General features: G+C 48.3%; 18 protein-coding genes. 12 read left to right on the forward strand and 6 right to left on the reverse strand.

Translation table 11 applies throughout. From position 1 onward, the window contains the following. Positions 1-4 precede the first annotated feature (4 nt). The 4 genes from BCF55_RS02870 to BCF55_RS02885 are packed head-to-tail and all read left to right on the forward strand — an operon-like array spanning position 5 to position 4,201. The gene (locus BCF55_RS02870) at positions 5-1,798 is read left to right on the forward strand and encodes a ribonucleoside triphosphate reductase (protein ID WP_121009730.1); all 1,794 of its coding nucleotides are present in this window, start codon (positions 5-7) and stop codon (positions 1,796-1,798) included. Continuing rightward, a complete protein-coding gene (locus BCF55_RS02875; protein WP_121009733.1) occupies positions 1,799-2,494 on the forward strand; it encodes an anaerobic ribonucleoside-triphosphate reductase activating protein in 696 nt (231 codons plus the stop codon). Beyond that, positions 2,491-2,997, forward strand: a complete 507-nt coding sequence (locus tag BCF55_RS02880; RefSeq protein ID WP_121009736.1) for a hypothetical protein — start codon at positions 2,491-2,493, stop codon at positions 2,995-2,997. The genes BCF55_RS02875 and BCF55_RS02880 overlap by 4 nt, the downstream gene beginning before the upstream one ends. A 25-nt stretch (positions 2,998-3,022) precedes the next feature. After that, the gene (locus BCF55_RS02885) at positions 3,023-4,201 is read left to right on the forward strand and encodes a hypothetical protein (protein ID WP_121009739.1); all 1,179 of its coding nucleotides are present in this window, start codon (positions 3,023-3,025) and stop codon (positions 4,199-4,201) included. On the opposite strand, the gene purM is transcribed toward BCF55_RS02885, so the two are convergent. The 5 genes from purM to plsY are packed head-to-tail and all read right to left on the reverse strand — an operon-like array spanning position 4,194 to position 8,700. Then, complete coding sequence (gene purM / locus BCF55_RS02890; protein ID WP_121009741.1) at positions 4,194-5,201, reverse strand: phosphoribosylformylglycinamidine cyclo-ligase; 1,008 nt, start codon at positions 5,199-5,201, stop codon at positions 4,194-4,196. The genes BCF55_RS02885 and purM overlap by 8 nt on opposite strands. After that, positions 5,198-5,761, reverse strand: a complete 564-nt coding sequence (thpR, locus tag BCF55_RS02895) for an RNA 2',3'-cyclic phosphodiesterase (protein ID WP_121009744.1) — start codon at positions 5,759-5,761, stop codon at positions 5,198-5,200. The genes purM and thpR overlap by 4 nt, the downstream gene beginning before the upstream one ends. Positions 5,762-5,787: 26 nt before the next feature. Continuing rightward, the gene (locus BCF55_RS02900; protein ID WP_121009747.1) at positions 5,788-6,690 is read right to left on the reverse strand and encodes a hypothetical protein; all 903 of its coding nucleotides are present in this window, start codon (positions 6,688-6,690) and stop codon (positions 5,788-5,790) included. Next, positions 6,668-8,125, reverse strand: coding sequence for an ArnT family glycosyltransferase (locus tag BCF55_RS02905; protein WP_121009750.1), 1,458 nt, complete (start codon positions 8,123-8,125; stop codon positions 6,668-6,670). The genes BCF55_RS02900 and BCF55_RS02905 overlap by 23 nt, the downstream gene beginning before the upstream one ends. Next, a complete protein-coding gene (gene plsY, locus BCF55_RS02910; protein WP_121009753.1) occupies positions 8,122-8,700 on the reverse strand; it encodes a glycerol-3-phosphate 1-O-acyltransferase PlsY in 579 nt (192 codons plus the stop codon). The genes BCF55_RS02905 and plsY overlap by 4 nt, the downstream gene beginning before the upstream one ends. Positions 8,701-8,803: 103 nt before the next feature. On the opposite strand from plsY, the gene BCF55_RS02915 reads away from it, so the two are divergent. From BCF55_RS02915 to BCF55_RS02940, 6 genes are read left to right on the forward strand one after another with little or no spacing between them, the layout of a single operon-like run. After that, entirely contained in the window at positions 8,804-9,988 is a 1,185-nt protein-coding gene (locus BCF55_RS02915; protein ID WP_121009756.1) for a TolC family protein, read from the forward strand. Next, on the forward strand, positions 9,985-11,337 hold the full coding sequence (locus BCF55_RS02920) for a FixH family protein (protein ID WP_121009759.1): 1,353 nt from the start codon (positions 9,985-9,987) through the stop codon (positions 11,335-11,337). The genes BCF55_RS02915 and BCF55_RS02920 overlap by 4 nt, the downstream gene beginning before the upstream one ends. Before the next feature lie 13 nt (positions 11,338-11,350). Beyond that, on the forward strand, positions 11,351-11,725 hold the full coding sequence (locus BCF55_RS02925) for a DUF411 domain-containing protein (protein ID WP_121009762.1): 375 nt from the start codon (positions 11,351-11,353) through the stop codon (positions 11,723-11,725). A 12-nt stretch (positions 11,726-11,737) separates the two neighbouring features. Next, positions 11,738-12,040 (forward strand): hypothetical protein, encoded by a 303-nt coding sequence (locus tag BCF55_RS02930; protein WP_121009765.1) that lies wholly within the window; start codon positions 11,738-11,740, stop codon positions 12,038-12,040. Further along, on the forward strand, positions 12,037-12,594 hold the full coding sequence (locus BCF55_RS02935; protein WP_121009768.1) for a DUF2231 domain-containing protein: 558 nt from the start codon (positions 12,037-12,039) through the stop codon (positions 12,592-12,594). The genes BCF55_RS02930 and BCF55_RS02935 overlap by 4 nt, the downstream gene beginning before the upstream one ends. Then, positions 12,591-13,028: a nitrous oxide reductase accessory protein NosL gene (locus tag BCF55_RS02940; RefSeq protein ID WP_121009770.1), complete on the forward strand. Its 438-nt coding sequence runs from the start codon at positions 12,591-12,593 to the stop codon at positions 13,026-13,028. The genes BCF55_RS02935 and BCF55_RS02940 overlap by 4 nt, the downstream gene beginning before the upstream one ends. Before the next feature lie 145 nt (positions 13,029-13,173). On the opposite strand, the gene BCF55_RS02945 is transcribed toward BCF55_RS02940, so the two are convergent. Beyond that, complete coding sequence (locus BCF55_RS02945; protein ID WP_121009773.1) at positions 13,174-14,445, reverse strand: porin family protein; 1,272 nt, start codon at positions 14,443-14,445, stop codon at positions 13,174-13,176. A 163-nt stretch (positions 14,446-14,608) separates the two neighbouring features. On the opposite strand from BCF55_RS02945, the gene BCF55_RS02950 reads away from it, so the two are divergent. Continuing rightward, positions 14,609-16,774: a heavy metal translocating P-type ATPase gene (locus BCF55_RS02950; protein ID WP_245960380.1), complete on the forward strand. Its 2,166-nt coding sequence runs from the start codon at positions 14,609-14,611 to the stop codon at positions 16,772-16,774. A gap of 19 nt (positions 16,775-16,793) precedes the next feature. Continuing rightward, positions 16,794-19,976, forward strand: a complete 3,183-nt coding sequence (locus BCF55_RS02955; RefSeq protein ID WP_121009776.1) for an efflux RND transporter permease subunit — start codon at positions 16,794-16,796, stop codon at positions 19,974-19,976. Position 19,977 lies beyond the last annotated feature (1 nt).

Below are 19,977 nucleotides of genomic sequence, written 5' to 3' on the forward strand. Positions count from 1 at the left end.
CCCTATGGACGAGATTAAGCTTGTTGATGAATACTTAGAAAAGTTAGACTGGGAGGTAAGAGAGAACAGCAACATGACCTACTCCCTTCAGGGTCTTAACTTCTACGTCACCTCAAAGGTCATAAGGAACTACTGGCTCAAGAGGATATACCCCGAGAAGATAGCGGAGGCTCATATAAACGGAGACTTCCACATCCACGACCTTCAGGTTCTGAGCGTTTACTGTATGGGATGGGACCTCCTGGACCTCCTCATGACAGGCTTTAAGGGAGTTCCCGGAAAGATAGAGAGCAGACCTCCCAAACATTTCACCTCAGCCCTTGGTCAGGCAGTGAACTTCCTTTATACCCTTCAGGGGGAGGCGGCGGGTGCTCAGGCGTTCTCCAACTTTGACACACTCATGGCACCCTTCGTAAGGTACGACGGACTGAGCTACAGACAGGTGAAGCAGGCTATACAGGAGTTCGTTTACAACCTCAACGTCCCTACGAGAACGGGATTCCAGACCCCCTTCACGAACCTCACCTTTGACCTTAAGGTTCCCGCTTTCCTCGCAGACCAGGCTGTTATCGTCGGTGGAGAGGTTAAGAACGAGACCTACGGAGAGTTCCAGGAAGAGGTGGACATGATAAACCAAGCTTTCTTCGAGGTTATGACCGAGGGGGACGCGAGGGGAAGGGTTTTCACCTTTCCCATACCAACCTACAACATCACGCCCGACTTTGACTGGGACAACCCCAAGCTAAAGGGTCTCTGGGAGATGACCGCCAAGTACGGCATACCCTACTTCGCCAACTTCATAAACTCGGACATGAAGCCTGAGGACGTGAGGAGTATGTGTTGCAGGCTCAGGCTTGAAACGAGGGAGCTCCTGAAGAGGGGAGGAGGGTACTTCGGTGCCAACCCTCTGACGGGCTCTATAGGAGTAGTTACCATAAATATGCCGAGGCTCGGATACCTCTCCGAGAGCGAGGAGGAGTTCTTTGAAAGGCTCGGGAGGCTCATGGACTTAGCTAAGGAGAGCCTAGAGATAAAGAGGAGAGCGATAGAGGACTTTATGGAGAAGGGTCTCTACCCTTACTCAAAGTTCTATTTGAGGATGGTAAAGGAGAGGTTCGGCGAGTACTGGAAGAATCACTTCTCTACTATAGGACTGGTAGGTATGAACGAGGCTTGTCTCAACCTCTTCGGTGTAAGCATAGCAGACCCAAAGGGAAGGGAATTCGCCATCAGGGTTTTAGACTTCATGAGGGAGAAGCTCCTCCAGTATCAGGAGGAGACAGGGAACCTTTACAACCTTGAGGCTACACCTGCAGAGGGAGCCTCCTACAGGCTCGCAAAGCTTGATAAGGAGAGGTATCCGGACATAATAGTGGCAAACGAGGAGGAGGTAAAGAGGGGAGCGGAACCCTTCTACACCAACTCCACCCAGCTGCCCGTAAACTACACCGACGACCCCTTTGAAGTTCTTGAGCATCAGGACAAACTCCAGGTAAGGTACACCGGCGGCACGGTGGTTCATTTCTTTGTGGGAGAGAGGATAAGGGATTCGGAGAGCGTAAAGAACTTCGTCAGGAAGGTCTGCGAGAATTACAGGCTACCCTACTTCACCATAACCCCCACCTTCAGCGTCTGTCCCACCCACGGCTACATCTCCGGGGAGCACGAGACCTGTCCCATATGCGGTGAGAGGTGCGAAGTTTACTCAAGGGTTGTGGGATACCTGAGACCGGTGAGCCAGTGGAATGCGGGCAAACAGGAGGAGTTCAAGCTCAGGAAGACCTACAGGATAACCTAAATGCGAATAGGTGGTATCCAGAGGTTCACCCTCATAGATTTTCCCGGAAAGGTAGCCTGCATAGTTTTCACCCAGGGGTGCAACTTCAGATGTCCTTACTGCTACAACAGGTCCCTTGTCCTCCCTGAGTACTTTGAAGAGCCTATCCCCGAGGACGTGTTCTTCAGATTCCTCAGGAGCAGAAGGGGGCTTCTGGACGGAGTGGTAATAACCGGGGGAGAGCCGACCGTTCAGGAGGACCTCTTGAATTTCATGGAAAATATAAAGAGCATGGGGTTTCTCGTGAAGCTTGACACCAACGGGAGCCATCCGGAGGTTGTAAAGGAGGTTATAGAGAGGGAGCTCGTAGATTACATAGCTATGGACGTAAAGGCTCCTCTCAGGAAGTACAAAGAAGTCATAAGGGTGGAGGACTTTGACGTGGGGAACATCGTGAGGAGCATTCACCTCCTAATGGACTCCGGCGTGGACTATGAGTTCAGAACAACGGTGGTCAGGGAGCAGCTGACTCCGGAGGACATACTTGAAATAGGAAAGCTCATAAAGGGTGCCAAGCGATACGCCCTCCAGAAATTTGTGGTTACCGACACCCTCCTTAACCCCAGTTTTAAGGAGAAACACACCTACACCGAGGAGGAACTTGAAAGGATAGCCGAAGGACTGAGAGAATATATAGAGGAGGTAAAAGTGAGATGAAGGAAGTTCTAATAGGGTTAGCGCTTATAGGAGCTCTCGCTTTTGGGATAACGGAAGGGGAGTTTAAGAGCGACGTTGATTACGTTCAGAGGGTGGAGAAGAGGCTTGATGTGTTGGATAAAAAAGCGCAAGAGGAGGGGCTAAGAACCGAAATAATAGATGAACTGAATTCTTACGGTTACCCACTTCAGGTTATAAAGGATAAGTATTTCATGGAAAACGAAGCCAGGTATAAGAAGTTTTACGAGAAGGTTAAAAGGGTTTACGAAAAGGTCCTGTTCGTAAAGAGAGGGATATTTCCAGAGATATTAAGGAGGGAGATATCAGGACTTCACATTCCTTTCTGTGACGTAAAGAGCGAAGGTAAGAGGAGAGAGACCTTGACCCTTGTTATGAAGAACCCGGATAAAGAGGCGGATGTGATTAAGGTTATGACCCAGACCCAGCTTCAGTATGCTCACCTTCTTGGTATAGAGAGTATAAAGTTTGAGAAGTGCAGGTGATACAATATTTAAAGGGAGGTATAAGATGGAAATTTACTGTGATGCAGAGAGGATATTTATATCAAGAGACTACAGAGTTGAGGGTATATCCAAAAAAGAGTTTATAGAGACGCACAAAGAGAATGTAGTCTGGCAGTCTGCGAAACTTTCGGAAACACCCAGAAAGCTCACCAACACCAGATACCACCTTGTAGGTGCTGGTGGAGCAAAGTTGGTTAGGATGGACAGGAGCAACGGTGAAACCGTGGAAATAGATGCGGGTAATGAGGTAAAAGATATAGCAAGCGACCTCAGAGACGTATTCTTTGTGACCGCGGAAGGGATTTACAGGGTTCCTGCGGAGAGGTTCGCTGAGCCGGAGATAGTGAGACTTCCCGTATCCGACATCTTGGACAAGCCTGTAAAGTCGGTTGATGTCCTCGGTAACTTCCTCTTTGTGATAGCGGGGAACTTTCTATACAAGCTATCAACGGAAGGAGAGAAGCTATCCGAGAAGGCTCTCGCCGATGGACTTAAAGTTCTCTCCGATTACGATGGTCCCGTTGCCATAACCGAGAAGGAGGTAATTTACTTCACCGAAGACATGGAGGTTCTCTCAAATGGTAGCTACGAAGGGGTTTTTATAAAGGCGGAGCACGGAGCCTACAACACCTTCCTCCTCTCAGATAAAACCTTCAGCGTCTTCGGGAAAACCGGAAAAAGGTACGCCCACGTTGAGGCGGCTCATTACTCCTCCTTTACGGAAGGTCTGAACCACATTTACTTCTATGACGAAGAGGAGAAGTCCCTCTCCCTGGCAGGTAAGAAGGACCTCTTGGGGGATAACTTCCAGGAGATAGACCTTGCAACGCTTGTAGGCATAGTTATGGGGTCCCTTATGCTCGCCGAGAGGGAAGGAGCGGAGGTTCTCGTAAGGGAAGAGAAGGGTTTTATAGACACCCATATAAATGGAGAGCTTGTACCTGTGGAGAAGATCATACTCAGGCTTTCCAAATACTTCCCGGAAGTCTTCTACCTGTATAAAAACCCCGGATACTATGAGCAGATAGATAGTTTTGCCGAGAGGTTTGACCTGTTTAAGGTGGAGGGTAGAGATATAAGGCTTAACACGGATTTGCTTGAGAGACTCATTGAGATGCACTCTTCCTTTAAAACCTTTAAGGAGGATATAGCGAAGGGGATCATAGACCTGGCAGTTAAATAACTTTTACGCTTCTCTCTCCCTTCTCTATATAACCGCACAGAAAGGAGTCTTTTCCAAGTATCTCAAGGGCTCTTTCTTTATCTGCCTCGGATACAACAGCTATCATTCCTACTCCCATGTTGAATGTTCTGAACATCTCCCTCTCTTCCACACCGCCAAGCTGTTGAATCCAAGGAAAAACTGGGTTCTCCGGTATTCTTTCCTTCTCCACTACAGCTCTGACATCTCTTGGTAGGACTCTTATGAGGTTCTCAGGTATGCCTCCACCCGTTATATGGGCGAGTCCCTTGACCTTTACCTGGGACTTTAATCTCTTTACTTCCCGTGTGTATATCCTTGTTGGTGTCAGTAGAACCTCACCAACGCTCTTACCAAATTCTTCAATTTTATCCGTAAGTTTTACACCGCTATCCTTGAGGACTTTCCTTATCAGGGAGAATCCGTTGCTGTGAAAACCTGATGACCTTATACCCACCAGTATGTCGCCAGGTGAAATCTCCTTTCCTGTTATTACATCCCCCTTTTCACATATACCCACGCAGAAGCCGGCAAGGTCATAAACCCCTTCCGGGTAAAAGCCAGGCATCTCAGCTGTCTCCCCTCCTGCAAGGAAGACCTCTCCCATCTTGCATCCTTCAATAATCCCGTTTATAACCTTCTTAAGAGTTTCAAGCTCTATCTTCCCGACCGCTATGTAATCCAGAAAGAATAAGGGGTCAGCTCCAGTAGTTAAAACGTCATTCACGTTCATGGCAACGAGGTCAATCCCCACTGTGTCATGAACGCCAAGCTCCTGAGCGACCTTCAATTTCGTTCCCACCCCATCGGTAGAGGAAAATATCACGGGTTCTCTGTAACCTTTTACTTCTATCCCACTTGCGAAGCCACCAAACTCTGTGACCAATTCCTGAGAAAAGGAACCTTTTACCTTTTCCTTTATGTACTCAACAAATTCGTTTGCCCTGTCAATATCAACTCCTGCATCTCTGTAAGTTGTCAAGACTCTTCCCTCCTGAAGTAAAACTCTTCAACCACCGTGTATATAGGACCTATGCTGCTTAAAGAGCTTGAGATGAGAGCTATCCTGTCAACACTCTCCTCACCGAAGTTAAAGTTCTTATACCTGTTCATCAAGCTCCCGAGCTTCCTTTTGTCCGCTTCTTTGATTCTGCACACGGTGACGTGGGGATGGAAGGGCTTTGCGTCAACCCTTATGCCAGCCCTCTTGTTCAGCTGAGCAACCTCATTGGCTAATCTCTTCAGTTTGTTCTCTCCTCTTGATACACCTATCCACAGTATTCTGGGTCTTTTTCTGTCTGGAAACACCCCCAGAGACCTGTACTGCACCTTGAAGGGGGAGTACTTTTCCGCTAAGCTTTGGAGATTTTTAAGTACGCTAACTGCTTGTTCCTGGGAAATATCCCCCAGAAACTGGAATGTCATATGAAGGTTCTGAGGCTCTACCCATTTACCTTTCACGTATCCTTTAGTTTCCTCTCTCAATTTCTCAACGTGCTCATAGATACCCTTGGTTGTGAAAAAGCCAACAAAAGCACGCATACTGGCTCTATTTTATCACTGGAGTTTTAATCGGTTAGCTCAATAGGTGAGGCTAGAGCGATGCTTCTCAGCCCAAGGTAGAAAACGTAAACCTTAGCCTTGTAAGTCAACACATGGGCTGTGTACTTTCCTCTCTCGGAAACGGGCATATTAATCCTATTCTGTTCATATATACCTTTCAAGTCCCCGTTATGAAAAAGCATTACCAGGGGGTTCTTTACGTTGCTATCAACCACATACCGGAAGCTGTATGTGGTTCTACCTCCAGGTAGATAAAAGCTCATTTCAGAATAGGCAAAGACCTTTGCATCCGCATCGCCGAAAACCACAAGGGCTCCTTTAAGGAAGTCGTCCACGTAAGCCTCCCTCAGAAGTATATCCTTTGATGTATACACGTTTCTCCTGTTGCCAAGTATGTAATCGTAGGAGGGAAAGTCAAAGCCGAAGAAAGTGGACAGCAGGATTCTATCATCGTGGGCAACAAGATAACAGTTATGGGGTTTTCTGTATATCTTCCGGGTGAGTATGTCTTCCGGGCTTCTTCCGATTAAGAGTTTAGGTACACGCTCAAAGAGCGTGTGAAGCAGCTCTTCAGAGAGAGGTATATCAGAGGTTCTGAGGACAAGACAGTCCTTATTTTGAGGTGTGGGGAAAAGTCTGTTCTCTAAATTTTCTGGGAAATCTCCAAAGGCTATATCAAACTTCTTTTCTTCAAGAGCTTTAAGTAGGTTCTTTATGCTTCCGGCGTGATTTGAGAAAGCCGTCTTAACATCGTAAGCGAAGGTGTACCTGTACACAACCGGCCGAGGGTAAAACTCTGCAGGTGCGTAGTTTGTGTAAGGGATTATCTGCATCGGTAGTAGCTGGTAGGTTATAAAGCCCCATATATAGAAGCTTAAGGTGTATCTAATAACCCTTTGGACTCTCATCAAACCAACCTGTAAAGTTTGTCATCCTGTAGATTTTATAACTCTTTACCTTTTCTCCTCTCCAAAATATGTCCACGCTCTTCAAAAATTCGTAGTTTTTAAAGTGTTTTTTAACTCTATCCGGGAGTCCCCAATCGGAGATAAATAGGGCATCTCTGCCTTTATAAGTTTTTAGCCTATCCCTCCAGAGGTAATACTGGGTCATCCTTCCAAGATGAAAAACAAAGGTTCTAGGATTCCCTTCAACATAGAAGGCAAGCTCCGCCGCTATCTGGTAGGAACTTGAAAATACGAGTTCCTTTCCTGTATAGAACTTGCCCACCTCCCTTCCCAACTCTTCCCATCCGATCATCACTCTGGCAGGGTCTCTTTTAGGGGGTAATAGTTTCCTGAGACCAACATAGTCAATAAGTGGAGTGAAGTGGAGTAAGATTATGAGGGAACCTGAGAGTGTAACCACACCGATAAAAATGGGCTTAGAGCGCTTCAGGAGTTTATCCATAAATAAAGCGGCAAGTACAGCTCCCGTGAAGTATCCAAACCCAGCCCAATTTGCATACACCTTCTTCTTTAAAGCCAGGGATGAGAAGAAGATAAAAACAGGGAGGGAGTAAACCGTAAGGAAAACAAGTCTGCTATCCCTTTCCCTAAAGGTCTTCCACCAGCCATAAACCATAAAGAAGAAAGGAAAAACTGACAGTAAGAGCACCTGACCCCCGATGAACTCAAAGAACGTTCCTAAGTTAGGGAAGTGGGCGTTCTTCTCAGCGAGGGCAGATACATGTCTGAAGGATATGAAGTTGTGCTTTATGTTCCATACTAAAACCGGAAGAGAAAGGGTAAAAGCTGGAATAAGGGAAATATAAGGATTTGTAGAGAGGAGCAACTCTCTATTCACCAGGAACAGATAAAGGAGCGTTAACGGGAAGAGAAAAACAGCCGGATACTTACTTAGAAAGGCAAGCCCTGCAAACACACCAACCCAGAACCACAGCGCAGCGGTATTTCGTTCAACAGCCATGTATATGAGCATTACAGTTACTCCCCAGAAGAAAACCAAGGGAGCATCCGTGGTCATCAGAACCGAGTTTATGGCTGTTCCTACAAATAGATTCGGAATAACCGAGGATAGCAGCGCAACCCTCTCGTTAAAGAGCTTGTTTACAAAGATATATAGAAGAACGGACATAACAAAAGAAAGAATTACGGGGGTTATTCTGACGCCGAGCTCTGTGTTTCCAAAGACGGAAGTTGAAAGGAAGTTCAGGTAAGCAACCATAGGGGGTTTTGAGTAATAACTGAGGTCCAGATGCCTTGACCAGTCCCAGTACTGGGCTTCTTCAGGAGACAGGTCTATAGGATAGAGGATTATATAGGCAAGTCTGAATAGCATAAAAAGGAGGTTTATCAGTACGGCAAGTGTGAACGGGCTCATACCTTCAGTTCTTGACCTCTGAGGAGTCTATCTATGTTAGGCTTGTGTTTGTAAACTATGAGGACAGCTATAACGATGCCCATCAGAAATATGTGAGAAGGGTACCCAGAGATAAGAAAGAGAAGAGGAGCTACAACGGACGCTGTGATTGAAGCTAAGGAGACGTACCTCTTCCACTGCAGTATCACAAACCATACAAGGAGTGAAAGGAGGGCAAGCTTAAAGGACACAGCCAGGATCACACCGAAGGCTGTCGCTACCCCCTTCCCCCCTCTAAATCTGTCAAAGATAGAAAACATGTGTCCGAGAACGCTTGCAATCCCCGCAAACATGACCGCTTTGCTCTCAACCCCGTAAAAGCTTATAGCTAAGTATGTCGGTATGAAGCCCTTTAACATATCAAGGAAGAAAACAAGAGCACCGAACTTCTTTCCCAGGACCCTGCTTACATTCGTGGCTCCAACGTTTCCGCTTCCAACCTCCCTCAAATTCACACCCTTGAGCTTAGCTATTATCTCTCCGGGTAGAACCGACCCTAGGAGGTAGGCAAATAAAACCAGCAGAAACTTTTCCATGCTTAAAAATTATATTGGTTTTTACCTTCTGTTCAAATCTTGTTAAATTAAAGGGAATTATAAATGTTGAATTAACATCAACCTCCAAATAAGATTAAAACCGATGAAAAAGCTTGCAGCTTTAATTTTGCTGTCTTTTATAGGTATTTCCCTTGCAGGGGAGCTGGACGAGCTTATAAAATTTGCTCTTGAAAATAACCCCAGAGTAAAATCCTTTGATAATATTAAAAACTCTTTAAGTTACAGGGAAAATTTTCTTAGGAGTCTGCCAAACCCACGGTTGACTTTCGCTTTAAACAATCTTGACACAGAACATTACTTCCCCACGGAAAAGAACCCTATGAGCAGTTTCGGACTGTACCTAACCCAGAAGTATGTTCTGCCGGTGAAGAGGGAAAGAGAAGCCAAAATAGCGAGCGAGAGACAGGTAGAGGTCTTGATTAAAAAGGAAAGATATGAGAAGGAGCTCGTTCGGAACATAAAACTCCTCTACTGGGATTTTTCTTACTCCCATGAGATGGAGAGGATAATTAGAGGTATAGAGCAAGAGATACATTCCCTTATAGAGATAACTGAGGAGAGGTACAGGTACGGAAAAGCTTTACTCTCTGATTTGCTCCTTCTTAAGGTTGAGCTCTTAAAGGTAAGGGAGAGGCTTGCCGATGCTGAAAGGTTGAGAAGGACAAGCCTTGAGAGAATCTACGCCCTTGCCGGTGGACGGTTAGAGCTTAACGGTGGAGAACTTAAGGTTCTTGACTTCCCTGAAAACTTTGACCAGGGTAAGAACGTGGAGGTGAAGCTTGCTAAAAGGGAGCTTGAGGTGATAAAGAGGGAAATTGATAGAGCCGGGGTGGAACATTATCCGGACTTGTTTCTCTCCGCAGGTTACGCGATAAGACCCAACATACCCAACCTGATAACCTTCAGTGTTGGACTGACTTTACCTGTGTGGAAGGGAAAGAGGGAAGACATGCTGGTCTTGGAGAAGAAGGAAATTTACAACTCAAAACTTTTAGAACTTGAGGATGTAAGACTAAAGGTTTCCGGTGAGTTTGAAGCCTTAAAGGAATCTTACAGGATAACTTCCCAGATACTATCAACGGTGGAAGAAGAGATAGAGGAGAAGAAAAAGGAAATTGAGGCGCTTCTGATAGCATATGAGTATGAGAAGACAGACATAAGGGAGATTCTCAGAGCCTACAGACTTCTCTGGTCTTTAGAGTTTGACAGGGCAAAGCTTTTAAAGGAATTGAATCAAATAGTTGCTAAGGTGGAGGCGTTGCAATGAGAAAGGTTTTACCTGGGTTGTTTGTAATTTTAGGTCTTCTGCTTTCAGCTTGTGGCGGGAACAGCTACAAGGAGGTTGTAACCCTTGAACAGAAAGGGGTCAAGGTGACAATTCTCTCTAGCGATGGAAAGATAAAGTCAGGGAACAACAAGATAGAGGTGAGGGTTAACCCTCCGAAACCCCTGAAAGAATTCTACTTCTACATGCCACCCATGCCGGGAATGGACGAGATGAGGGACGCTGCCTCTCTGAAAGAAATAGAGCCAGGAGTTTACAGAGGTCAGCTCAAGGTCAGCATGGACGGACCCTGGCAGATAAGGGTGGTTCTTGAGGATACTATGCTGACCAAAGATGTATTCGTTCCACTCTCCAAGACAGCTCTCGCGGGAGGGGGACCGGCAAGCTCCGCCCACGCCGGACACATAATGGTGAAGCCTGAAAAGCTTCAGCTCTTAGGTGTTGTCACGGAACCTGTTAACAAGAGGGACCTTATAAAGACTTTCTCAGCTGTTGGCTATATAAACTATGACCTTTCAAAGATATACGACATAACGGTCAGGGCGGATGCCTGGGTAACGGATACCTATAGGAGGTTTGTGGGAGAGTATGTCAAGAAAGGAACACCCCTCATGAGGGTCCTCAGCCCCGACATACAAATTGCCCTTGATGAACTCAGACTTGCTGAGAAGAAGGGAGACCCTGAGCTGATAAAGAAAGCTAAGGAGAAACTGGAGTATCTGAAGGTGAAGGAAGTCGTCAGGGCTCCCGCCAGCGGTGTGATACTTGAGCAAAAGGTCTATGAAGGGGGGTACATCAAGGAGGGTCAGACTGCTTACAGAATAGCGGACATCTCTTCCGTCTGGGTAATAGCCGAAATACCTTTTAAGCAGGCGAGATACATAAAGAAAGGGACACTGGCTCTTATAACCCCCGAAGATAACCCTGAAAACATGATAGAGGGAGAGGTGGACTACATCTTCCCAGAGGCGGACCACATGGCAAAGACCGTGAAGGTGAGGATAAAGGCTAAGAATAGGGGAATAGCTCTTAAGCCAAACGCTCTGGTGGATGTTCTCTTTGAAGTTCCCATCGGTGAGGTCCTTGCGGTTCCAGAAACGGCGGTAGTGGACACTGGAAAGAGAACCCTCGTCTTTGTGGAGATGGAACCGGGCATGTACATGCCTGTTAACGTGAAGCTCGGAAGGAAGGCGGAGGGCTTTTACGAGGTAATGCATGGTCTGAAGGAGGGACAGAAGGTTGTGGTTAAGGGAACGTTCCTCTTGGACTCGGAGGCACAGATAAGGGGAATATACGGTCAGCAGGGCGGAGGAGGACATCACCATCACTGAAGGAGGTGTAATTATGAAAGGGATTTTGGCTCTCTTAACCTTGGCAATACTTGGATTCTCCTTCGGGAGGGAGATAACTGCTTTTTATAACCCCAACTGCGGTTGCTGCCACAAGTACTTCAAGAGGCTTGAGGAGAAGGGTTATGTAATAAACCGCATTGAGGTCAAGCCCGACGAACTCTTCAAGAAAAAGGATGAACTCGGTGTCCCCGTTGATAAGCGTTCCTGCCACACTATGGTTATAGGAGCCAGGTTTATAGAGGGGCACGTTCCGGTGGAAGGTATAGAGGCGTTGCTTAAGGAGAAGGACGCCAAGGGTGTTTACTCTCCCCACGGAGTTCTGAGCGGCTGGGGTGCGGAGGAGCAAATTTACGAAATCATTCAATAAAGGAGGTGGAGCATGAAGAAGCTACTCTTAGCAACAGCAGCAGCGCTTACGCTCTCAGGAGCGGGATTCTCCCAGATGGGAGGCATGCACGATATGATGGGCGGTCAGGGAGGTATGATGCCCATGATGATGCAGGACCAGGAAATGCGTAAACTCATGATGGAACACATGCAGAAATGCAGGGAACAGATGATGAACGACCCGAGGGTTCACGAGAGGATGCTCCACATGCTGACCATGCACCCCGAAGCCTTCAAGGAAGCCATTAAGAAGAATCCCGAACTCAAAAAGAAACTCCAGGAGCTACTCAAGTGAAGAGGTTTATAATAATTTTCTGCGCGCCTCTTCTCTTTTCCCTTTTTTCTTTTTCCCACGAGAGGGAGGCTGTTTACGAGGTGTCAGAACCTTCAGCTGTTCAAGAGAAAATAGTTTATCCAGAGGTGGTAAAACTGCACCCTCCTGTAGTTCACTTTGCTGTGGCTCTTCCTCTCTTCACCCTCCTCTTGGAGGGTCTTTATCATCTGAGGGGTAGAAAGCCCGACGAGGTTGAGTTCTTTGCTTTGCTTCTGTCCTCGGGAGCGGTTATAGGAGCGGCTGTGACGGGCTATATAGCCCACGAGAGTATGGAAAACTTGCCCATAACCCCACAGGCGCTTGAGTTGCTACATACCCACCAAACCTTAGGAATAGCCTTGGCTGGTCTGTTTTCCCTCGTGTTCCTGCTCAGGCTCGTTTACACCTTTAAACCCGTTCCCATAATTCACCATCTTTACCTTCTTCTCTTACTCACCGGCGTAGCCGGTCTCTTGTATCAGGGAAACCTCGGGGGAAAGCTCGTTTACAACTTCGGACTGGGGGTGTCAGGATGAAAAGAGTTGCCTTACTTTTAGGATTGCTTGCCGCTTTTGTTTTCTCCTTTGCTCAACCCAAAGACCCTCCCAAGGGAGCAAAGTGTGTGGTCTGCGGTATGGACGTGAACATGATGCCCAAGTTCACCTCACAGTTAAAGCTCAAGGATGGGAAGTACGTATACACCGAATCTCCCAAGCACGCGATCCAGTACTACCTCAAGAACAAGGACAGGGTGGCGGAGCTATGGGTCAGGGACTTCTCAAGTGGGAAGTGGATAGACGGCAGGCATGCTTACTACGTTCCTGTTGACGAAGGTCCTATGGGACCGGATATAGTTGCCTTCAGGAGCCTGGTAGAGGCAAAGAAGTTTGCCAAAGGAAAGAAGGTCTTTAAATTCAGGGACATAGATGCAGAGTTTCTGAAGCACCTGGACATGGGACACATGCACTGAAGGAGGTTATGAGATGATGGACTGGGGAATGCACGGATGGGGAGCTGGGCTTTTGTGGGTTCTTGTTGTCCTCTTCCTTATCCTCGGGATTTTAGCCTTTGCTAAGTATCTTATGAAAGGTTGAAGGGGGCGTTACCCCCTCACCTTAAAAGGCAAAGTCAAGTATCAGAGAGGTCAAGTGCGTATCTTCAGGAGCGTTTACCCCGGAAAAGTTTGTTGTCGTGTACTCCGCCCCAAGCCTGACGTTAGGTCTGATCAGATAGGAGACATGAACGGTGGTATCGGCTCTTTTTACTCCATCTTCGTTATCTGTTGTAAGAGGGTTATCGCTTTTATATTTGTAGTTACCGTAAAGCAGAGACAAGCCGAGTCTGTACTTCCAGTAAAGGGTGGCTGAGAGGTTGTAGCCGTTGTGTTTGAAATCCGGGTTTGAGGGGAACTTGTCCTTTCCGTTCACGTATATTCCGTTAAGCTCAATGCCAATGTCTCCAATATTGTAAATCACCCCAGCATCGACCCCGTATCTTCTCGGCTTTACAAGGGTCTGGTCTGTAATAGGGTCTTCATCCTTCCCAATATAGGTGAAGAGTCCTATATTGAGGTCCGCGGGAATGCCCTGAGGAGTTACAGCTACCCTTCCGTAGAAGTCAAAGGGATCAGACTTATCCTTGTTCAGAGTGCCGTCATCCCTAACTATCCCCGTGTAGGCTCCCACACTGGCATAGACCCAGTTAGAAACGCTCGCGTATAGGGAAGCGCCGTAGTTGTGATTGTCCCACAGGTCGCTCGCGTCTTTTTTCCTTACTCCTTCCCAGACGGTCGTTCTGAACCTCGTTATCCTTGAATACAGGTTAAGTGAATCAAAGGGATCAGTTCCCGTAGGGGAGGTCTTACCGCCCACTATACCGACGACCGTGTTATTTCCAAAGTCTTTAACTAAAGCCACCTTTACTATCTCCGGTTCAAAAGGCTCTCCCTCTTCAGATGCGAAGGCTGCAAAGGTTCCTACGTTCTCGCTTATCCTGCCTGCAAAAGCTATTACAACCTCGTCGGGGAATATGACTTCCCTGTCCTCTCCTTTCTTTTTACTGTAAGGGTAAGAAAGGACTCGTATGGAAACAGGGTTGTACTTTAGTATACTTTCTCCCTCGCCTGTCAATATATCCTCTATAGCTTTTCCATCCGTGTATCCTCTTATCTTGAAGGTTCTTCCGTAGGCATTCAGCCTCGGCGGTATAGTGTGGCAGGTACTGCATGATAGTCCTGTTTGCCTTGCAAAGCTTGGCATAGCTTTAGCTTCAGAGGGAAGTATGACTTCCTTTGGAAGCTCCGGACACCTGCTGTTGAAGTACTCGTTCACCGCAAAGGGCAGAACCGCTCCCGTCAAGGCTGCAAGTGTAAGAATTTTCCCTTTCATTTTAGCACCCCCTTTTTTGTGATTTAAATCACCCTTGAGGTTTAATTTCTATCCCCCCCCCAGATTTTGTCAATTGTTAAATTAACGAACTTTTAACGTTAAATAAACATCTTGTATTAACACATAGAACACTTTTATTATTCCTCAGAATGGAGGTTCAAAAATGGAAAACGAAATAATCAGGGAGGTTTATACCTGCCCCCATCACCCTGAAATCAGACAGGATAAACCGGGAAAATGCCCGAAATGCGGTATGGAACTGGTAAAAATGGAGGAAAAAAAGGAGCATAAACATATGGAACATACCTGTGGTGCCCATATGAAACATGAACATACGGAACATGTACACGAAGAACACAAAGCCCACGCGGGACACGACCACGCCATGCATATGGAAGAGATGAAGAGAAAAGCGATAGTTTCAACAGTCCTCACAATTCCCGTTGTTCTCTATTCCAGAAGCATACAGGAACTCCTCGGTTTCTCCATGCCCGAGTTTCCCGGAAGCGAGTGGATAACTCCCCTCCTTTCCACTGTGGTCTTCCTATACGGTGGTGTTTTCTTCATAAAGGGCATGCTGGACGAGCTCAGGCTCAAAAAGCCCGGTATGATGACCCTTATCGGCATCGCCATATCGGTAGCCTTTATATACAGCCTCTCAACCCTCGTATTCGGCGGTAAGGAGTTCTTCTGGGAACTCACAACCTTAATAGTGGTGATGCTCTGGGGTCACTGGATAGAGATGAAGTCGGTCTTAGGAGCTTCCCGCGCTCTGGAGGAGCTCGTCAAACTTATGCCAACTAAGGCGAACCTCATAAAGAACGGTAAAATAGTTGAGGTTCATGTTTCGGAGCTCAAGCCCGGAGACATAGTTCTCGTAAAACCGGGGGAAAAGATACCCGCCGACGGGGTGGTCATAGAGGGCTCAACCCACGTGAACGAGGCTATGCTCACGGGAGAGTCCAAGCCCGTTCCAAAGAAAGCCGGGGACAAGGTCATAGGCGGTGCCATAAACATGGAAGGCTCTGTAAAGGTGAAAGTTGAAAAGACGGGAGAGGAGACCTATTTAAGTCAGGTTCTGAAGCTCGTTAAAGAGGCTCAGGAGTCAAAAACCAGACTACAGGACATGGCAGATAGGGTCGCCTTCTACCTTACTGTGGTTGCGATAGGGATCGGAGGTCTCGCCTTTCTTGTCTGGGTATACCTTGAAGGGAACCTTCAGTTCGCCGTTGAGAGGGCAGTGACCGTGATGGTCATAGCCTGCCCCCACGCCCTCGGGCTTGCCATACCCCTCGTCGTAGCCATATCCACCTCCTACTCCGCGAGGAATGGGATACTGGTGAGGAACAGGTTGGCTTTAGAGACCATAAGGGATGTTGATGCGGTGGTCTTTGACAAAACGGGAACTCTGACGGAGGGCAGGTTCGGGGTTTCGGATATAGTGTCAGTCGGGCTCTCTGAGACGGAGCTCCTCAGGCTGACCGCCGCCGTTGAAAAGCACTCCGAGCACGTCATAGCTCAGGCGATAGTTGAGGATGCGAAGGAAAAGGGCTTGAACCTTCCCGAGGTCAAGAACTTCAGAGCGGTGCCCGGAAAGGGTGTGGTGGGTGAGGTTGAGGGTAAACAGGTTGCGGTCGGGACGAACCTTCTGATGGAGGAGTTGAAGGTTGAATTAAGTGCGGAGGTGCTTAACAGGGTCAAAGAGCTGGAATTTCAGGGAAAGACCGTCGTCCTCGTTGCGGTGGACGGGAAGCTAACAGGAGCTATAGCCCTCGCCGACAGGATAAGGAAGGAGTCCTACGAGGCGGTTTCAGAGCTGAAGAAGCTCGGTAAGAGGGTAGTTATGATTACAGGGGATTCGGAGGAGGTTGCCCGCTACGTGGCGCAGGAGCTCGGGATAGACGAGTTCTTCGCAAGGGTCCTTCCCCACCAGAAGGCTGAGAAGGTGAAGGAGCTTCAGAGCAGAGGCATGAAGGTTGCGATGGTGGGAGACGGTATAAACGACGCTCCCGCCCTCGTTCAGGCGGACGTTGGGGTTGCCATAGGTTCGGGAACGGACGTTGCCATAGAGAGCGCCGACATAATCCTCGTCAAGAACGACCCCCGGGACGTGGTGAAGGTTATGAAGCTTTCGGTGATAACTGTAAAGAAGATGGTTCAGAACCTCTTCTGGGCTGCGGGCTACAACGTCATAACCATACCCTTAGCTGCGGGAGTTGCGGCACCGTGGGGGATAATCCTGAAGCCCGCCGTGGGAGCCATTTTCATGAGCGCGAGCACCGTGATAGTTGCTATAAACGCAATGCTCATGAGGAGACTGCTCAAGTAATTTCTGGAGGGCCCTTGGTATGGTAAAGCTGACCCAGTTCTTCATTCAGAACAGAATAGCGATACTCTTTGCCACCTTATTTCTACTCCTTTACGGCTACTACTCCCTCAAGAAGACGCCCATAGACGCTATCCCCGACCTCTCGGACGTTCAGGTTATCATCTACTCCAAGTGGATAGGTCAGGTTCCTCAGGTCATAGAGGACCAGCTCACCTACCCCCTCGTCACCAACATGATGGGTGTCCCAAAGGTTAAAACCGTCAGGGGATACTCCGTTCCCAACTACTCCCTCGTCTTCATAATCTTTGAGGACGGAACGGACCTCTACTGGGCGAGGTCAAGGGTCCTTGAGAAGCTCGCCACCATAAGGGGACAGCTTCCGAGAGAGGCGGACATACAGCTCGGACCTGACGCGACAGGTGTGGGATGGGTATATCAGTACGCTCTAGTCTCAAAGACGAGGACCTTAGACGAACTCTGGGCTCTCCAGAACTTTTACGTTAAGTACGCTCTCTTAGCCGTTCCGGACGTTGCGGAGGTTGCCTCGGTCGGAGGATACGAGAAGGAGTACAGGGTTCTAATAAAACCCGAAAAGCTATACCAGTACGGACTCTCCCTCAAAGACCTGTACATGGCTCTCAAGAAGACGAACGTTGAGATGGGAGGGAAGTACGTTGAGATAAACGAGAGGGAGTTCCTTGTAAGGGCTGTGGGATACGCCCAGAGCAGGGAGGACCTCGCTAAGACGGTCGTAGCTTACAGGAACGGCGTTCCCATAAGGATAGAGGACCTCGGAAAGGTTGTAGAGACCCCCGCCTACAGGATGGGAGTGGCGGACTACAACGGGATGGGGGATACGGTCGGCGGTATAGTGGTGATGCGCTTCGGAGCCGACGCCTACAAGGTCATAAAGAACGTCAAGAAGAAGATAGAGGAGATAAAGAAGGGACTTCCTGAAGACGTAGAAATTGTCCCCGTTTACGACCGCTCAACCCTGATAGAGAGGGCTATAGACAACCTCAAGACCAAGCTCATAGAGGAGTCCATAGTCGTCTTAGCTATAGTCGGCATATTCCTCTTCCACGTCCAGAGCGCGATAGTGATAATCGTCTTCCTGATAGTTTCGCTCCTTGCCACCTTCATAACGATGAACCACCTCGGGATTACCTCCAACATCATGTCCCTCGGAGGGATAGCGATAGCGATAGGGACCATGGTGGACGCTGCGATAGTCCTCGTGGAGAACGTTCACAGGAGGAGGGAGGAAGGGGACGACCTCATGACCGCCATAACCCACTCCGCAAAGGACGTGGGAAAGCCCATATTCCTTGCACTTCTGATAGTTACCGTCTCCTTCGTTCCCCTCTTCGCCTTGGAGGGTCAGGCGGGGAGGTTATTCAAACCCCTCGTTGCCACAAAGACCCTCTCCATGCTCGTCGCCGCAATTATATCGGTGGTGGTAGTTCCCGTTCTCATCTACTACCTCGTCAGGGGAAGGATTCCGCCCGAGGAGAAGAACCCGATAGTTAGATTTTTGATAAGGGTTTACGACCCCCTCTTCCATATCTCGGTAAAGCTCAGGTATCTCATGCTCCTACTCTTCGTAGTTATGGGAGCGAGCACCTTCTACTTCTACGAAAAGCTTGGAAGGGAGTTCATGCCCGCCCTGAACGAGGGAACGATACTCTACATGCCCACCACCGTTCCCAGCGTCTCCCGTCAGGAGATATTCAGGGTCATAAACCTTCAGGACAGGATAATAAAGCAGTTTCCGGAGGTTGAGAGCGTATTCGGGAAGGCAGGGAGAGCGGAGACAGCCACCGACCCCGCCCCCTTCTCAATGATAGAGACCTTCATAACCTTGAAGCCCGAAGAGGAGTGGAGGAAGGTCAAGGAAGAGCGCTTCTACTCCAGCTGGAAAATACCTGAGTTCTTCAAGAATGTTCTGCGTAAGCTCTTCCCCGAAGAGAGGACGATAACCTACACCGAACTCATAAGGGAGATGGACCAGGCTATATCTATCCCCGGTCTTTCCAACATGTGGACGATGCCCATCAAGGGAAGGATAGACATGATAACCACGGGGATACAGACCCCCCTCGGGATAAAGATATACGGAGACGACATAAACACCCTCAACGAACTCGCGCAGCAGATAGAGCAGACGCTCAAGGACGTGGACGGGATAATGAGCATCTTCGGGGAGAGGTCAACCAAAGCTACCTACATAGAGATAAGACCAAAGAGGGAAGCCCTCCAGAGATACGGACTCACCATCTCGGACATAAACATGGCGATAGCTCAGCTCTTTGCCAACTCCCCCACCTCAACGATGATACTCGGAAGAGAGCGCTACGGGATAACCCTCGGGGTTCCCTTGGATTACCGATACGACCTTGAGAACCTGATGATACCCCTGAATAACAGGTTAATCCCCCTCTCCGCCGTTGCGGATATCGTCAGAACCGAAAGCCCCATAAGCATAAAGTCCGAGAACGGACTTCTGACGAGCTACGTCTTCATAACTCCTAACCCTGAGGTGGACATGGGAACGGTTATAGAGAGAGCCGAGAAGGTCCTTCAGGAGAAGCTCAAGCTACCCAAGGGATACTACTACGAGTGGAGCGGTCAGTTTGAGTACTGGAAGAAGGCTCTTGAGAACCTGAAGGTCATAATCCCCGTTGTAATACTACTGATAGTTCTTCTCGTGTGGTTCACCTTCAACAAGCTCTTTGAGACAATACTCGTCCTCCTTACCCTTCCGGTCGCCACCTTCGGCGGTGTGATGTTGATGTATATGCTTGACTACAACATATCCATAGCCTCTATAGCGGGATTCCTAGCCCTATTGGGTATCGCGGCGGAGATGGGGATAGTGATGGTGGTTTATATCCAGAACTCTCTCCTGCACACGGCTACGAGGTACGGAGGGAAGATACAAGACAGGAAGGAAGCCTTTGAGGCTATATACCGCGGAGCGGTCAAGAGGATAAGACCCATATTCATGACCTTCTCCGCCATACTCCTCGGACTCCTCCCCATAATGAGGGGGCACGGCACAGGTTCTGAGGTGATGTCAAGGATAGCGGCTCCGATGGTAGGCGGAATACTCTCCACCTTCGTGATAGTCCTCCTCTTCGTACCAGCCCTTTACGCGATATACATGGAGTGGGGCACGAGGAGAAAAGGTGAGAGTTCTTAAG

Origin of the sequence: Hydrogenivirga caldilitoris, from assembly GCF_003664005.1 — a bacterium.
GTDB classification, from domain to species: domain Bacteria; phylum Aquificota; class Aquificia; order Aquificales; family Aquificaceae; genus Hydrogenivirga; species Hydrogenivirga caldilitoris.

Excerpts from the sequence above, each read along its gene's own strand:
- BCF55_RS02955 (WP_121009776.1), top strand. The coding sequence starts at position 16,794 with ATGGTAAAGCTGACCCAGTTCTTCATTCAGAACAGAATAGCGATACTC.
- BCF55_RS02915 (WP_121009756.1), top strand. The coding sequence starts at position 8,804 with ATGAAAAAGCTTGCAGCTTTAATTTTGCTGTCTTTTATAGGTATTTCC.
- BCF55_RS02930 (WP_121009765.1), top strand. The coding sequence starts at position 11,738 with ATGAAGAAGCTACTCTTAGCAACAGCAGCAGCGCTTACGCTCTCAGGA.
- thpR (WP_121009744.1), bottom strand. The coding sequence starts at position 5,761 with ATGCGTGCTTTTGTTGGCTTTTTCACAACCAAGGGTATCTATGAGCAC.
- BCF55_RS02885 (WP_121009739.1), top strand. The coding sequence starts at position 3,023 with ATGGAAATTTACTGTGATGCAGAGAGGATATTTATATCAAGAGACTAC.
- BCF55_RS02870 (WP_121009730.1), top strand. The coding sequence starts at position 5 with ATGGACGAGATTAAGCTTGTTGATGAATACTTAGAAAAGTTAGACTGG.
- BCF55_RS02880 (WP_121009736.1), top strand. The coding sequence starts at position 2,491 with ATGAAGGAAGTTCTAATAGGGTTAGCGCTTATAGGAGCTCTCGCTTTT.
- BCF55_RS02945 (WP_121009773.1), bottom strand. The coding sequence starts at position 14,445 with ATGAAAGGGAAAATTCTTACACTTGCAGCCTTGACGGGAGCGGTTCTG.
- BCF55_RS02875 (WP_121009733.1), top strand. The coding sequence starts at position 1,799 with ATGCGAATAGGTGGTATCCAGAGGTTCACCCTCATAGATTTTCCCGGA.
- BCF55_RS02925 (WP_121009762.1), top strand. The coding sequence starts at position 11,351 with ATGAAAGGGATTTTGGCTCTCTTAACCTTGGCAATACTTGGATTCTCC.
- BCF55_RS02905 (WP_121009750.1), bottom strand. The coding sequence starts at position 8,125 with ATGAGCCCGTTCACACTTGCCGTACTGATAAACCTCCTTTTTATGCTA.
- BCF55_RS02950 (WP_245960380.1), top strand. The coding sequence starts at position 14,609 with ATGGAAAACGAAATAATCAGGGAGGTTTATACCTGCCCCCATCACCCT.
- plsY (WP_121009753.1), bottom strand. The coding sequence starts at position 8,700 with ATGGAAAAGTTTCTGCTGGTTTTATTTGCCTACCTCCTAGGGTCGGTT.
- BCF55_RS02900 (WP_121009747.1), bottom strand. The coding sequence starts at position 6,690 with ATGAGAGTCCAAAGGGTTATTAGATACACCTTAAGCTTCTATATATGG.
- BCF55_RS02940 (WP_121009770.1), top strand. The coding sequence starts at position 12,591 with ATGAAAAGAGTTGCCTTACTTTTAGGATTGCTTGCCGCTTTTGTTTTC.
- BCF55_RS02920 (WP_121009759.1), top strand. The coding sequence starts at position 9,985 with ATGAGAAAGGTTTTACCTGGGTTGTTTGTAATTTTAGGTCTTCTGCTT.